Origin of the sequence: Halioglobus sp. HI00S01 (assembly GCF_001635445.1) — a bacterium.
In the GTDB taxonomy this organism is placed as follows: Bacteria; Pseudomonadota; Gammaproteobacteria; order Pseudomonadales; family Halieaceae; genus Halioglobus; species Halioglobus japonicus.
In genome coordinates this window covers 82,633-96,297 of the sequence record NZ_LWEE01000025.1, presented here as the reverse complement: position 1 = coordinate 96,297, position 13,665 = coordinate 82,633, and the positions used below count along the sequence as shown (strand labels likewise).

General features: G+C 58.0%; 12 protein-coding genes and 1 riboswitch. Of the genes, 7 read left to right on the top strand and 5 right to left on the bottom strand.

Features of this window, described 5'->3' with window-relative positions:
- Window positions 1-33: 33 nt before the first annotated feature.
- The 3 genes from A3709_RS05385 to cobS all read right to left on the bottom strand — a co-directional run bounded on the left by A3709_RS05385 (window position 34) and on the right by cobS (window position 3,499).
- Complete coding sequence (locus A3709_RS05385) at window positions 34-1,899, bottom strand: TonB-dependent siderophore receptor (protein ID WP_066051212.1); 1,866 nt, start codon at window positions 1,897-1,899, stop codon at window positions 34-36.
- A 97-nt stretch (window positions 1,900-1,996) separates the two neighbouring features.
- A riboswitch (cobalamin riboswitch) is annotated at window positions 1,997-2,152 on the bottom strand.
- A 22-nt stretch (window positions 2,153-2,174) separates the two neighbouring features.
- Window positions 2,175-2,714 (bottom strand): histidine phosphatase family protein, encoded by a 540-nt coding sequence (locus tag A3709_RS05380; protein ID WP_066051209.1) that lies wholly within the window; start codon window positions 2,712-2,714, stop codon window positions 2,175-2,177.
- Window positions 2,711-3,499 carry an adenosylcobinamide-GDP ribazoletransferase gene (gene cobS / locus A3709_RS05375; protein ID WP_066051206.1) on the bottom strand — a complete coding sequence of 263 codons (789 nt, stop codon included), beginning with the start codon at window positions 3,497-3,499 and terminating at the stop codon, window positions 2,711-2,713. Before cobS ends, A3709_RS05380 begins: the two co-directional genes overlap by 4 nt.
- A gap of 50 nt (window positions 3,500-3,549) precedes the next feature.
- Here cobS and bluB point away from each other — a divergent pair, with 50 nt between their 5' ends.
- From bluB to A3709_RS05340, 7 genes are all read left to right on the top strand, one after another.
- Window positions 3,550-4,197: a 5,6-dimethylbenzimidazole synthase gene (gene bluB, locus A3709_RS05370; RefSeq protein ID WP_066051203.1), complete on the top strand. Its 648-nt coding sequence runs from the start codon at window positions 3,550-3,552 to the stop codon at window positions 4,195-4,197.
- Window positions 4,198-4,246: 49 nt separating this feature from the next.
- A complete protein-coding gene (locus tag A3709_RS05365; protein WP_231871109.1) occupies window positions 4,247-4,750 on the top strand; it encodes a DUF501 domain-containing protein in 504 nt (167 codons plus the stop codon).
- A gap of 70 nt (window positions 4,751-4,820) precedes the next feature.
- Window positions 4,821-5,180 (top strand): cytochrome c5 family protein, encoded by a 360-nt coding sequence (locus A3709_RS05360; RefSeq protein ID WP_066051198.1) that lies wholly within the window; start codon window positions 4,821-4,823, stop codon window positions 5,178-5,180.
- Window positions 5,180-6,541, top strand: a complete 1,362-nt coding sequence (locus tag A3709_RS05355; RefSeq protein WP_066051194.1) for a D-arabinono-1,4-lactone oxidase — start codon at window positions 5,180-5,182, stop codon at window positions 6,539-6,541. The genes A3709_RS05360 and A3709_RS05355 overlap by 1 nt, the downstream gene beginning before the upstream one ends.
- Window positions 6,542-6,545: 4 nt before the next feature.
- Window positions 6,546-7,811, top strand: a complete 1,266-nt coding sequence (locus A3709_RS05350; RefSeq protein WP_066051191.1) for a DSD1 family PLP-dependent enzyme — start codon at window positions 6,546-6,548, stop codon at window positions 7,809-7,811.
- A 3-nt stretch (window positions 7,812-7,814) separates the two neighbouring features.
- Entirely contained in the window at window positions 7,815-8,420 is a 606-nt protein-coding gene (locus A3709_RS05345) for a YigZ family protein (protein WP_066051188.1), read from the top strand.
- 76 nt (window positions 8,421-8,496) lie between these two features.
- On the top strand, window positions 8,497-9,549 hold the full coding sequence (locus A3709_RS05340) for a 3-deoxy-7-phosphoheptulonate synthase (protein WP_066051184.1): 1,053 nt from the start codon (window positions 8,497-8,499) through the stop codon (window positions 9,547-9,549).
- 18 nt (window positions 9,550-9,567) lie between these two features.
- Here the strand turns inward: A3709_RS05340 and A3709_RS05335 are convergent, their stop codons facing one another.
- Both A3709_RS05335 and A3709_RS05330 read right to left on the bottom strand, forming a co-directional pair.
- A complete protein-coding gene (locus A3709_RS05335; protein WP_066051181.1) occupies window positions 9,568-11,037 on the bottom strand; it encodes an MBL fold metallo-hydrolase in 1,470 nt (489 codons plus the stop codon).
- A 133-nt stretch (window positions 11,038-11,170) separates the two neighbouring features.
- Complete coding sequence (locus A3709_RS05330; RefSeq protein WP_066051178.1) at window positions 11,171-13,477, bottom strand: TonB-dependent receptor; 2,307 nt, start codon at window positions 13,475-13,477, stop codon at window positions 11,171-11,173.
- Between the last annotated feature and the right edge of the window lie 188 nt (window positions 13,478-13,665).

Sequence of the window (13,665 nt, the reverse complement as noted above, 5' to 3'; positions counted from 1 at the left end):
GGTCCTGGTTGTTATCGCTCACAGTGACTCTCTCTAGAAGTTGTAACGCACGCCGGCGTAGGCCGCCGAACCTGAAGTGTTATAGGTTGGCACTTCCTGGTAGTCCTCGTCCAGCAGGTTTTCTACCCGCCCGTACAGCTCCAGGCCCTCGATAATCTCGAAGCTGGCATTGAGATTGACGAGTTCATAATCGTCCAGATCGCTACCATCGACATCAACGGCGTCATAGGAGCCGCGGAGGTACAGCGCTACCGACAGGCGATCTGCCAAGCCCAGCCAGGTCAGGCCCAGATTGGCCAGGTGTTCTGGTCGACGCGCGCGGCTGCCGCCGGCGGCGCGTTCGGTGTCGTTATAGGTGTAGTTGCCATCCAGGGTCAGCCCCAGGGGGAGGGGCAGGGTGCCGATCAATTCCACGCCACTAGAGTCGAAGTCACCGTCGCCCTGCAGATAACCCGAGAATCCGGTGGGATCGAAGAAGATTTCGTCACTGACCGTCTGGTCGAAGTAGTTCGCCTCAAGATACACACCGCTATTGGCGTACCAGGCGATACCGACATCGAAGCCTTCACTTTCCTCTTCCTTCAGTACTACCTCGGATGCGGGCGGGCTCGCAGCGACGCTGCTGTTGTAGGCAACCTCGTACAGGCTGGGTGCGCGGAAACCCGTGCCGTATGTGGCCTTCAACTTGAGTTCGCCATTGTTCATGGGAATAAGGTAAGCGCCGCTGGCGCGGTAGGTGGTGTGAGAACCGAAGTCGTCATTGTCGTCGTAGCGCGCGCCCGCCGTAACAAAGAAATCGTCAATCACTTCACCCTGGTACTCCAGGTAGTAGCCGTCCTGATTGCGCTCGCGATTATTAAAGCCGTCGTCAAAGCTCTCTTCCTTGCGCTCGGCGCCATAGACGAGACGGGTTGCATCACTAACAGTGAAGCTGCCCAGGTAGCCGTATTGGTCGAGGTCGCCATCGCCACCAAAGCCGAATACATCTTCGGTATAGAACTTGCGCTCGGTTTCGTTGCCGGTGTAGCTCAGGTCGTGGCTGAAGCGTCCGGTTTGTAACTCAGCAGAGAGGTGCCAGGCGGACTGGTCAAAGGTGTTGTAACAATCATTGCTGCTGGTGAACGTGGCACTGCTAAAGCAGCTGTCGTACTCGTTTTCGCCTTCGGTGTCTCGCAGTACCGCTTCAACACGTAAATCGTCGCTGATGTTCCAGCCCAGACGGCCGTGCAGGGTGGTGTTTTCGTAACCGTCATCGTCACTGAGGTCAGTGTCTGTGGCTAGGGTGTTGAAACCGTCGGTTTCAAAGTCAATGGCCGATATGCTGAAGTCGAGGGTGTCATTACCACCGGCTGCATCTGCGGCCAATTGTTGGGTGCCGTAGCGGCCGCCTTCGGCACTCACTCTGCCGCTGAAGCCTGGCTCGGCTGCCCGGGTGTAGGCGTTGATGACACCGCCGGCATCTGCGCCATACATCATGCCCTGAGTGCCACGCAGAATTTCAACGCGATTAATCCCTGCGGACATCAGGTTTTCAAACTTGGGGCCGATTTGCGTGCCGGAGCTATCGGAGACGTCAATGCCATCGATATAGAGCTTGGTCCGGTATCCTTCTTCACCGCGAACGCGAACGCTGGTTGCGGAGCCGGCACCGCCGGTGTTGCTCACGCCGATAGCGGGCTGGGTGCGCAGCACGTCAAACAGCGAGTTGTAACCGCGCGCCTCAATGTCGGCAGCCGTGATGACAGAGACGGACGTGCCGATCTGGCGCAGGGGCATAGCCACCCGCGAGGATACGACGACCACTTCCTCGAGTTGGCTGTTGGTGGTTTTCACCTGAGCCTGGGCCAGCAGTGGTGTAGCGCTGATAACGGCGAGCGCCAGCGGTGTAAGTTTGGACATTAGAATTCCTCAATTGCCATTTAGTCTGTTGGCGACTGAGGGAGGGGATCAGGAAATACAGCCGGTGGGCCAGAAAACCTTAATGAAGCCCTCCGCTCCATCGGTGAGTGCATCAGGCAGGTGTCGGACTGTCCGTCAGTGACGGCATACCGTTGCGGGGGCAGTGGTGTCGACATCGCTGTCGCACGCTTCCCATTTAACCCACCCAGCAATTCCTCGGAATGCGGCAGGCACCTGATACGGGCCGGGGAGAATAAAGGTTGGGCGAGGCTAAGTCAATTGAGGCTGACGGGTGCGGCGTTAGCGAATGAATAGTTGAACGCCCCGGTCAGAGGCTGTCCGGCCAGCTCGCACAGCAGAATACCCAGGGCCCCTCGATGACCGACCAGCAAGGTGCCTGGAGGGCTCTGGTCGACGACCGCGTGCATGCGCTCTGCCACCTGTACGGCGGATTCACCCCCCGGGGGACCTTCGTCTACCCAGTGCTGGCCCCAGTGGTCGACGGCGGCCTGGTGGGTGGCGTACAGCGTATCCCAGCTCTGGCCTTCCCAGTGGCCCATTGAGATCTCACGCAGGCGAACGTCGATATGCGGGGCAGGGGCGTTGAGCAGGTCCGCGAGAATCTCCGCCGTTTGTCGCGCCCGGCCGATGTCGCTGCTGACGATACGGCTCGGTAGCGGGCCAGTCCAGTGGCTGGCCAGTGCGGCGATCTGCCGCTGGCCATGGGTGGACAGGGGATGTTCCCATTGTCCCACGCAGCGCCCGGCGGGGCGTTCCGCATGGGCGTGGCGTAGCAGGGTCAGACGGCGGTTCAAATGGCGTAATGGGCGCAGAAAAACAGCAGCACTGCGCATTCCGTCAGTTGATTGACAGCGCCCAGCGTGTCGCCGGTAATGCCGCCGATACTGCGCCGCAGCCACCGTTGGCTTGACACGAGCAGGGCCGCCACCACGGCGATCAGCGCAAGCGCCTGGGGTAGCGGGAGCCACAGCAAAGGCAGCACAGCGATGGCTGTGCCCAGACCGATGCGGCGGGCGGAGACACTGCCTACCAATGGCTTGCCGCTGGCACCTTCACTGACATAGGCGCAGAAACGCACCAGTGGCAGTGTCGTCCAGCGCCCCAGTGTGTGGGCGGTGATCAGGGCGAGGGGAACCATGGCGGCCGCAGTGCTTGCCAGGCAGGCGAGCTTCAGTGCGAGCGCCAGGAACAGGGTAACCGCACCGTACGTGCCTATGCGGCTGTCTTTCATGATGCGCAGCTTGTCTTCGGTCGTCCAGCCACCGCCCAGGCCGTCTGCACTGTCCGCCAGACCGTCTTCGTGGAAGGCGCCGGTAAGAGCTACTGCTGTTACCAGGGTCAGCACTGCCGCAATCGACTGTGGCCATAGCATCGCGCTGATGGTGAACACTGCAGCGGACAATGCGCCGATGACCAGACCCACCAGAGGGAAGTAGGCGGTGGACTGGCGAAAACTGTGTTCGGACCAGGCAAAGGGTGGCACGGGAATGCGGGTCAGGAAACTGAAGGCCGTGGCCAATGCCCGTAATTCCTGTCTCTGCCTGCTGGAAGCGGGGGCATGATCGGGCGTGGAGTTCATGGCGATACCTGAGTACTATGCGCGGCAAAGTGAAGGATGATAACTGATTCATGGCAGACGAACATCGATTTAGCCCGGCGGAGTTAGCTGCCGTTTACCGCGCCATTTATGAGCGCCGCGACATGCGCCACTTTCGGTCTGATCCGGTTGATCCGGCCATGTTGCAGCGGCTACTGCAGGCGGCTCATCACGGGCCGAGTGTGGGTTTCATGCAGCCGTGGCGTTTCCTGCGTGTTACCCAGCCAGCATTGCGCCAGCAGATTCACGCATTGGTTGAAGCCGAACGCGTGGCTACGGCCGAAGCGCTGGGTGAGCGCAGTGACGAATTTATGCAACTGAAGGTCGAGGGCATACTCGAGTGCGGTGAGCTGTTGGTGGTGGGCCTGATGGACCAGCGCGAAGAGCATGTGTTTGGTCGGCGGACGCTGCCGGAAATGGATTTGGCCTCCACCGCCTGTGCCATTCAGAATCTGTGGTTGGCGGCCCGTGCTGAGGGCCTGGCAGTGGGCTGGGTATCGCTCTTTGATCCCGATGACCTGGCCCGGTTACTGGCAATGCCCGCCGGCAGTAAACCTATTGCGCTGCTCTGCATTGGCCATACGGACGAATTTTACGACGAGCCCTTGTTGGCGCGCGAAGGTTGGCGGCAGCGCGATGACTTGGCGTTGTCCGTCATGGAAAATCAGTGGGAGCCCTAGAATATGACTAAGATGATAGTGGGCACAGGCCGCTATGGAGAGGAGTAGCTTGGGTATTACAGAAGCAGATCGCCAGGCAGTGGCGACATTACTGGGGCGCGCGCCGCGCGGCCTCGAGGAGGTATCAGTTCGTAATGCCGCGGGTGAGCCCAGTGTGATCAGGGTGGCGCCGCTCGTTGACGACAAACCTTTCCCGACACTCTATTGGCTGGTGGATCGCGAGATATCCTACCGGATAGATCAGGAGGAAGCGTCGGGACTGATTGCGCAGCTGCAGGACCAGATTAATGCTGACTCGTCATTGCAGGCGCAAATGGCAGAGGATCATCGCCGCTACAAGGCGCGTCGTGAAGCCTACATGTCCGAGGAGGAGCGGCAGCGGGTCAAAGCGTTGGGCTTTGGCGATGTGTTCGAGATCAAGGGTATTGGTGGTATCGCCGACACCTCACGTATTCGCTGTCTTCACACCTGGTATGCAGCACACCTGGTTGAATCCAATACCGTCGGCAGAATGCTCGATGACTACTGGGCAGGGGCCGCAGAAAGCAATTGACCCCGCCGGTGGGTGCTCATAAAATAACCACAATAGAAAAATAGTTATCACTAACATAAGGCGCTCTGCGATGCATATGATCAAGTTACTCCTGGTGGCACTTACATTTACCGTCGTGGGCTGTGCGCCTGAGCAGGACAGTAAGACCGCGGCTGCTGAGGTCGCCAGTCGTGATCTGCAACCGGCCGATGGGCAGCTGGCCGAAATCTATAATCGCAGCTGTCGCAGTTGTCATACGGTCGCAGCCACGGGGTCGCCGTTAACCGGCGACGCCACAGCCTGGCAGCCGCGCATGGACAAGGGTATCGACGCACTGCTCGACAGCGTGATCAATGGTTTCGGCGGCATGCCTCCCTTTGGCTTGTGTATGGATTGCAGCGCAGAAGAGTTCGAGGCGTTGATTCTGTTTATGGCGGGGGAGCAGGGCTGATGATGCAGCGTCGCAGTGTATTACAGGCGCTGGTGGCCACGGCCGTAGCGTCGCAGATGAGCCCGCTGGCACTTGCTTCCGAACCGCGCCGGCTTCCCTGGCGGAACTGGTCAGGGAGCCAGCAGTGCCTGCCGATGGCGCGTAAAGCACCGGCCAGCATGGCCGAGCTGCAGGAGCTACTTACCACCACCACCGGAACGATTCGCGCGGTGGGTGCGGGGCACTCTTTTACACCTTTGGTGCCAACCGACGGCACACTGGTGTCACTGTCGCGTATGGGTGGGGTGAGTAACGTCGACAGCAATACCCTGCAGGCCAACATCGGCGGTGGTACCCGTTTGGGCGACATCGGCCAGCCGCTGCATGACGCTGGCCAGGCACTGGTCAATATGCCCGATATCGACGAGCAGACGTTGGCGGGCAGCCTTGCCACCGCCACTCATGGTACCGGAGCAGGCCTGGGGTGTATGTCAACGCAGGTGACGGGACTTGAATTGGTGACAGCCGCAGGTGACATCTTGTGGTGTGATGCGCAAACGAACCCAGAAATTTTTCAGGCGGCAAAGGTATCCCTCGGTAGTCTGGGAATGATTACCCAGGTGCGCATGCAAAACCAGGCGCCGTATCGACTGCGCCGGGAAATGATCTGGATGCCACTGGAAGAGATGTTGGAAATCGTGGATGGCATGGCCGACAAGCACCGCAACTTCGAGTTTTTCTACGTGCCGTTCTCAGGTTGGGGTTTTACCGACTCGCACGATATTACCGACGAGCCAATCGCTGCTGCTGAGGCGCCTGTGGATCCCAATGAGGGCACTATGGAGCTGAAGATGATTCGCGATTGGCTGGACTGGACGCCGGCGGTTCGCGAGCTGGTATTAAGCACCTACGCACGCACTATTCCCGACGAAGTCAAAATCGGCCACTCCTGGAGCAATTACGCGAATGAACGCAATGTGCGCTTCAATGAAATGGAGTACCACCTGCCGCGAGAAAATGGTCTGAAGGCATTGCGCGAGGTGGTCGATGCGCTGGAGCGCGATCATCACGAGGTCTTTTTCCCCTTGGAGATTCGCTATGTGAAGGGCGACGACATCTGGTTGAGCCCGTTCTACCAGCAGGAATCCATGTCCATTGCGGTACACCGCTATTTTGAAGAAGACTACAAGCCGTACTTTGCCACCATCGAGCCGATTCTACGCAAGTACGGGGGTCGTCCTCACTGGGGTAAGCTCAACAGCCTCGGTCAGAAGGAGTTCTGCGAGCTCTACCCGCGCTGGGACGATTTTGCCGAGGTGCGCCGCGAGCTGGATCCGCAGGGGCGTTTCCTTAACGAATATCTGTCCGGTCTCTTCGGGTAGTCGCATGAAACGTCGCAGCTTTGTTCTGGGTGGGCTGGCAGGTGCCGCAGGCGCGGGACTTTTATTGCGCCCCAGTGATCGCGGGGCGCCGCATACCGATTATTTCAGGGGCCTTAGCACTGCGCTGGATCACGCTGGTCTGGCTGCGCCGCGCCTGGTCATTGATCGGAAGTTACTGCACGACAATGTCGCGACGCTCAAGCGCCATATCGGTAACCGTTTCCACTATCGCATCGTCGCTAAGTCACTGCCCTCGATTGAGTTGCTGGAAGAGGTCATACAGTCCGCCGATAGCAACCGCCTGATGCTGTTCCACCAACCGTTTTTGAATCGCGTCGCCGAACGGCTGCCGCAGGCAGACGTATTGCTCGGTAAGCCTTTGCCGGTGGCGGCGGCAGCGAGGTTCTATGCCGAATATCGCGGCGAATCGTTCAATGCCAGTCGTCAGTTGCGCTGGCTTCTGGACAGCCCCGCGCGAGCGACACAGTACGCCGACCTGGCCGATACCTTGGGCGAGGACATGCTTGTATGCCTCGAACTGGATGTGGGATTGCACCGCGGAGGTGTGCAGTCAAACGAAGAGCTTGAGACAACGCTGGCGATTATTCAGGCATCGCGCCACCTGAAGTTTGCGGGTCTGATGGGCTACGAGCCGCATATCGTTAAAGTGCCTGGTGGGCCAGAGCGCTACAAGCAGGCTGCCATGGATGCCTATCGCGGTTACGTGGCTTCAGCAAAGGGTTACCTTGGCAGCGATTGGCCGCAGGATGTGGTGCTCAACTGCGGTGGTAGCCCGACCTACCAGTTGTACGATGAAGGCGACTATCCGTTCAATGAACTAGCTGCAGGATCCTGCCTGGTGAAGCCCGGCGACTTCGATCTACCCTCACTGGCGGACCATCAGCCAGCGAGTTACATAGCCACCCCGGTAATCAAGACCAGCGATGGAGTAAAGATTCCCGGGATAGACCTGGGGCAACTGCAATCTTTGTGGGATGTGAATCGGCGTCGCACTGTGTTCACTTACGGTGGTTTCTGGAAGGCGCTACCGGTATCGCCCCAGGGTTTAAGCACTAATACTATCTATGGTCGTTCCACCAATCAGGAAATGCTTAACGGCTCTGCCGCAACTGATCTGGCGGTGGACGATTGGGTGTTCCTGCGGCCCGACCAGAGTGAGTTTGTATTCCTCCAGTTTGGCGATATAGCGGTGCTGGAGCAGGGGCGCATTAGTGAGTACTGGCCGGTGCTCGGACAGCATTCCGCCTGAGCCGTGGCCTACCTCATACCGGCGGCCGTGATCGAGCACGAGTATGCGGTCAAGAAATCACGCTTTATTGCCCGCGTTCACCCGGTAAGCAATCGCGATGAGGTAAACGCAGCCGTTCGCTGCGCAAGAAGTGACTACCCCGATGCCCGTCACCACTGTTGGGCCTACTTGTTGGGTTCGCCGGCGGATGCGCGAAATGCCGGCATGAATGACGATGGCGAGCCCTCGGGTACGGCGGGCAAGCCGATGCTGAACGTCCTCCAGCACGGTGAGGTGGGCGACGTACTGGTGATTGTTATCCGTTACTTCGGCGGCATTAAGCTCGGCGTTGGCGGGCTGGTTCGCGCATACAGTGCTGCTACCCAACAGGCCATGGACAAACTACCTACCCGGGCGCTGCGCGATATGTGCCGGCTGGTACTCAGCGCCGATTTTGCTGACGAGCAAGCATTGCGCCACCGCCTGGGGCAACTCGATGCTGAGATTGAGCATGTCGACTATCGAGAGCAGGTATGGCTGCACATTTCGATCCCCGTTGAGAGTGAATCGGTACTGCGCGCGTTTTGTGCCGCCCACAGCGTGGCGGTGAACGTCATCGACACTGCATAGCACACCATCCCCAAAGTGGCCTGTGGGTGCTATATTAGGCGCCGATTTTTTGCAGCAACAGAAAGGTTTAGCGAGTATGACTGCCAACACAGACGACCTGAGAATTCAGAAAACCAATGAGCTGATTTCTCCGGAACATATTATTGAGGAAATCGGGGTCAGCGATGCGGCGGCGGCCACTGTTAACAACGCCCGCGAGGCAATTCACCGTATTCTTACGGGCGAGGACGATCGCCTGCTGGTAGTGGTAGGCCCTTGTTCTATTCACGACCCCGTTGCGGCCCGCGACTACGCTGCCCGGCTTAAGGCGGAAGCGGACAAAATTGCTGACGATGTCCTGGTGGTGATGCGCGTGTATTTCGAAAAGCCGCGCACCACTGTGGGCTGGAAAGGCCTGATCAATGACCCGGATCTGAATGACACTTTCCAGATCAACAAGGGCCTGCATCTGGCGCGCCAGCTGTTGGCGGACTTGGCGGAAATGGGGTTGCCGACCGGTACTGAGTATCTCGATTTGATCAGCCCCCAGTACTATGCGGACCTTATTTCGTGGGGCGCGATCGGCGCACGGACGACCGAGAGCCAGACTCACCGTGAACTGGCGTCGGGTTTGTCCTGTCCCGTGGGTTTCAAGAATGCAACGGACGGTGACATTCAGGTGGCTATCGATGCCATTGGTTCCGCCTCACAGCCGCACAATTTCCTGTCGGTGACCAAGCAGGGACATTCAGCGATTTTCCAGACTGCTGGCAACGAAGACTGCCATATCATTCTGCGCGGTGGTAAGCATCCTAACTACGATATGTTCTCCGTGGACGATGCTGCGGCAATGTTGTCCAAGTCAGGCCTGCCTGAGCGCATCATGATTGATGCCTCGCATGCCAATTCACGCAAGATCCCAGCCCGCCAGATCGACGTGGCATCTGATATCGCAACACAGGTTGCGCGCGGTACACGCAGTATCTTCGGTGTGATGATTGAGTCCAACCTGGTTGAGGGACGACAGAATGTAGTGCCTGGCCAGGAGCTGACTTACGGTCAGAGTATTACCGATCCCTGCATCAACTGGGATGACACGGTGACCTTGCTCGAGGAGTTGGCTACCGCAGCACGTCTGCGCCGCGGTTAATTCAGGGGTATCTGCCGCTTAGCGGGAGCGAGCACGCTCTCGCGCAGCGGTCATCTGATCCAGGTAGGTCAACATTTCCATGGTGTTGGTCTCCCGATCCATAATCCGGGTTTTGTACACGTCGTACACCAACTGTTGCACGTTGGGGTCATCGGGCCGGGCGTAGAACAGCCAGTCGGTCAGGTGCGACGCCAGGCGAATATCGTCGGCAATCAGGCCCTGTGCGTACTCAACAATCGCGGGGATATTGCCTCCGGCGAGTTCAATAATCATCTCACCCTGATCCTCCATGGTCGCCGGCGTCCAGTGCGAGGGGATGTCATCCCACCAGCCAGTGTACTGTTTGATCAACATTTTGGAGATGTCGTTGGGTGTCACATACTGCACGTTGAGTGTCGGGTGTGTCGCCAGGTGCTCAGGTAACTGCACACTAAGGAAGATTTCATCCTTGCGCTTGCCCGCATTAAGCCCATCGATAGTGTGCTCGGTAATGTGATCAAATGCCTCTGCCAGCACCAGGAAGTTTTCCTGAATCGTAGCAGTATCCGTCAGGGCTTCGCCGTGAGCCGGCAGCAGGAATGCCGGCTCCAGCGCCGCCATCTCCTTCATGGCCGCAGACCAGGCTTCCACGTGCCGTTGGGTGCGCTTGCCATTGCCGGCGTTGGGCAGGAAACCCTGATAGTAATCGGCGCTGGCCAGGGCGCCGCGGCCCGGTACCCAGACGTACAGCTGGTCATCGGTTTCGCCTTTGTGATGTTGAAGCACGAAGGTTTCGCCGCCCACTTCGATTTCCAGCCGATCGCTGAAATAGCGTGTGGGCCAGACCAGGTCATCGGTAGAGGCGGGGAGTTGCTCCTCGGGTTGGCTCATGTATTTGGCCAGTGAACCGCGCAGGCGGATATAGCGCTCAAATCGGGGTTTGAGCAAGTCGTGGGCAATGATTTCCGGCGTCTCACCGGCCTCCATAATCGCCCAGGTGCCATAGCTGTGGTCGACATGTCCGTGGGTATAGATGATGGTGTGTATGGGCAGGTCGGTGACGGAGCGGATTGCCGAGTAAATGGCCGGACCCGCGGGGCCCATGCCGGTATCAACGAGCACCACACCTTCGTCGGTAACGAAGAAAGCCGCGTTGACGATGGGCATGCGAATCAGATAGCTGCGCGGGCTAACCTCGACGACATGGGTTTTGTTCATGACATCGTCGATCGCGGCCTGGGTGCGGCCGAACATGTTTTGGGCTGCCTCCACCGAGTATTCGCCACCAAAGGAACCGCCCTCCATGAGCCGCGAGATAATCTCGGGGTTTTCCGCCAACACCATGGTTCGGGTTTCGATGCCGGCGCGATTGCCGACGACTTCGATCGCAGCGGAACGCGCCGAGCGCGCGGCGTCCAGCGCCGTGTCAGCGATTCTGGTATCTGCCAGGGTCATCCCGATGAGCAGAAAAATGACAGCCACAAGGGCGTGGGTAACCAGCTTTTTCACGGTGCATCTCCGATGGTTTGATCCAGAGGATAGTCATAGCAGGGCAGGGCGCCAATGACCCCGGGGGCCGGATACTATTGGACTGAAACGAAAAAGGGCGGCCTGAGCCGCCCTTTTCTGAAGTGCCAGTTCTTTAGAAGCTGTAGCGCACGGTAGCGCCGATAACGCGCTCGGTCTGGATGTTGGACTGCAGGTAGGACCCGCCTGAATACAGTATGTCGAACTGGTCGTGACCCTGTTCGAAGACGACCTCATCGGAATCCAGCAGGTTCTTGGCCCAGATGTTCACGTCCCAGGTGTAGTCACTGGAGCGCAGACCGGCATAAACATTGACGACGTGGTTAGCATCGAACGTTTCGCGAGAGGTGATACCTGCTGACGCTTCGGTATTCAGGCGCTCATCGGTGTACTTGTACAGGGCGCGTACATACCACTCGTTGCTGCCAATGGGCATGAAGTATTCAGTGTTGGCTGTCACACTCCACTCTGGCTCCCCACCGAGGGCATCACCGCCAATGTCACAGAAGCCCAGAACTTCACCCGGTTGGCGGTCATTACAGGGCTTTGTAGCGCCATCATCCCATTCACCCTTGGTGTAGGACACCGCACCGCCGGCATTCCAGTGTTCGCTTAGCAGAATCTGGCCTTCGAGTTCAGCGCCCCAAACGGTGGCGTCGCCGTTGAAGAGAACTCCGCCGGAAATATCCTGCGGGTTACCGTCGTCGTCGAGTACCTGTACGCCACGGGTGAAGCCCAGATAGCCGTCGTACTTCTGATAGAACAACGCGCCATTCAGCGTGGAGCGTCCATCCAGGTAACGACCCTTGAAACCCACTTCGAAGGAATCACTTTTCTCTTCGTCGTGAATCAGGTCGTCTTCACCGTTAGGCAGAAACTGTATGTTCGGTGTCGGATTAATCGAGATGCCGCTCGGGCGGTAGCCACGGTTGTAGGCGGCATATAGTGTGGTGTTGTCGGTCCAGTCGTGGTTGATCGAAACGGAGCCGGTGATGGTATCTTCTTTGGTGTTCTGGTTCTCTTCGCTAACCCCCTCGATGGGGAACGCTGCTGCGAAACCTGCTTCAATAATGTCTATGATAGGCTCGAACACTGGCGGCAGGTAAGTCAGACCGCCATAATTTACGGTCGCTCTACGGAAAGAGTCATACTCGGCGTAGCGCAGACCAACTTCCAGCTTCGTGGCCTCGCCCAGATAGAAAGTATTGAAGGTAAAGATACCCAGCTCTTTCCGGTCGACGGGAATGTCGCCTGCGGTGATAAAGCCAATGCCGGTATCCACGCTATTGGCAAAGAAGTCAGTTGCGGTTTTCTGATTCTGGTAGTAAATGCCAACCATCCAGTCCCAGAAGTCATTGTCTGAGGTGGACAGGCGTAATTCCTGGGAGATAGATTCCTGGTCGGTATTGGAGTTCTGCCAGGTGGGAATCTCTTCGTCGACATAGTTGGCTCGATCGTTCTCGGTGAAGCTCACCTTGGAGCTCTCCGAGTAGCCGGTCACAGAGGCCAGATTGATGTCGCCGATATCCCAGTCAATCTGCAGGTTGGCCAGGTCGTACTCCATCTCGGCGTTGTCGATCAGGTCGCCGAGGGATGTGAGGTCCTCAGGGGTCAGTGTAGGGCGCTCGCCGAGGTTGTCTGTCCCGTTCATGGCCTTTGGATCATCGGTCTCGCGATCCTGGTACTGGTAGACGAACTTGATGTTCAGGTTATCGCCGGCCTGCCAGACGGTGCTCAGGCGTGCAGACAAAGCCTCTGCTTCTGGATCGTCGAACCCCTGGAACTGTTCAACGTTGGTAGAGTTGTTAACGTCGTATACGGCGGCAATACGCGCTGCGAAAACCTCATTGATGATGGGTCCGCCAAAAGACACTTTGCCATTGAAACCCTCGTTGTCAGAGGCACTCAGTTCGATAGAACCTTCGTTTTCCGCCAGGTCCGCGTGACGGGTCACCAGGTTGATGGCGCCCCCGGGAGAGGTTCTGCCCTGGAGTGTGCCCTGGGGGCCGCGCAGGATTTCTACACGTTCCATGTCATACAGCTGGGAGAACGCCACGTCTTCGCGCACGGGCTGGTCGTTCCAGTAAACGCTCACAACAGCGCTTGCGCCCGCTTCAGGGTCAATGCTGACGCCGCGCATGGCGATACTGTTGTTGCGCGAGTTGGGGCTGTTCAGGGTTAGGCCTGCAGTCATCTGTTCCAAGTCATTAAACTTGAACGCAGAATAGCGATCCATGCTTTCACCTGTAACCACGTTAACAGTGCCAGAGATTTCCTGAATCGTAGCTGCGCGCTTCTGGGCAGTCACAATCACTTCTTCCAGGACCAGGTCCTGGGCGAATGTCGGTGATACAATAGTAGCGACAGCCGTCGCGAGAAGGGTTTTGGCCACTACCGGAGTAGAGGGGCGGCGGTTTCTCATTGTAATACCTCACACGGATGTCCATACCAGTGTCGGCGTGGACGGGTTAGTTATCTTTATAAGAGTCCCGCAATGGAGATGTAGCTCTCCTTCTTGCGCAGCGGGTCGTCCCATATGCGAGTCGATATATTACCTACAACTTCGCGAAATATGACCATAAAGGCCATTTTACCGGGTGGGTAACCGAG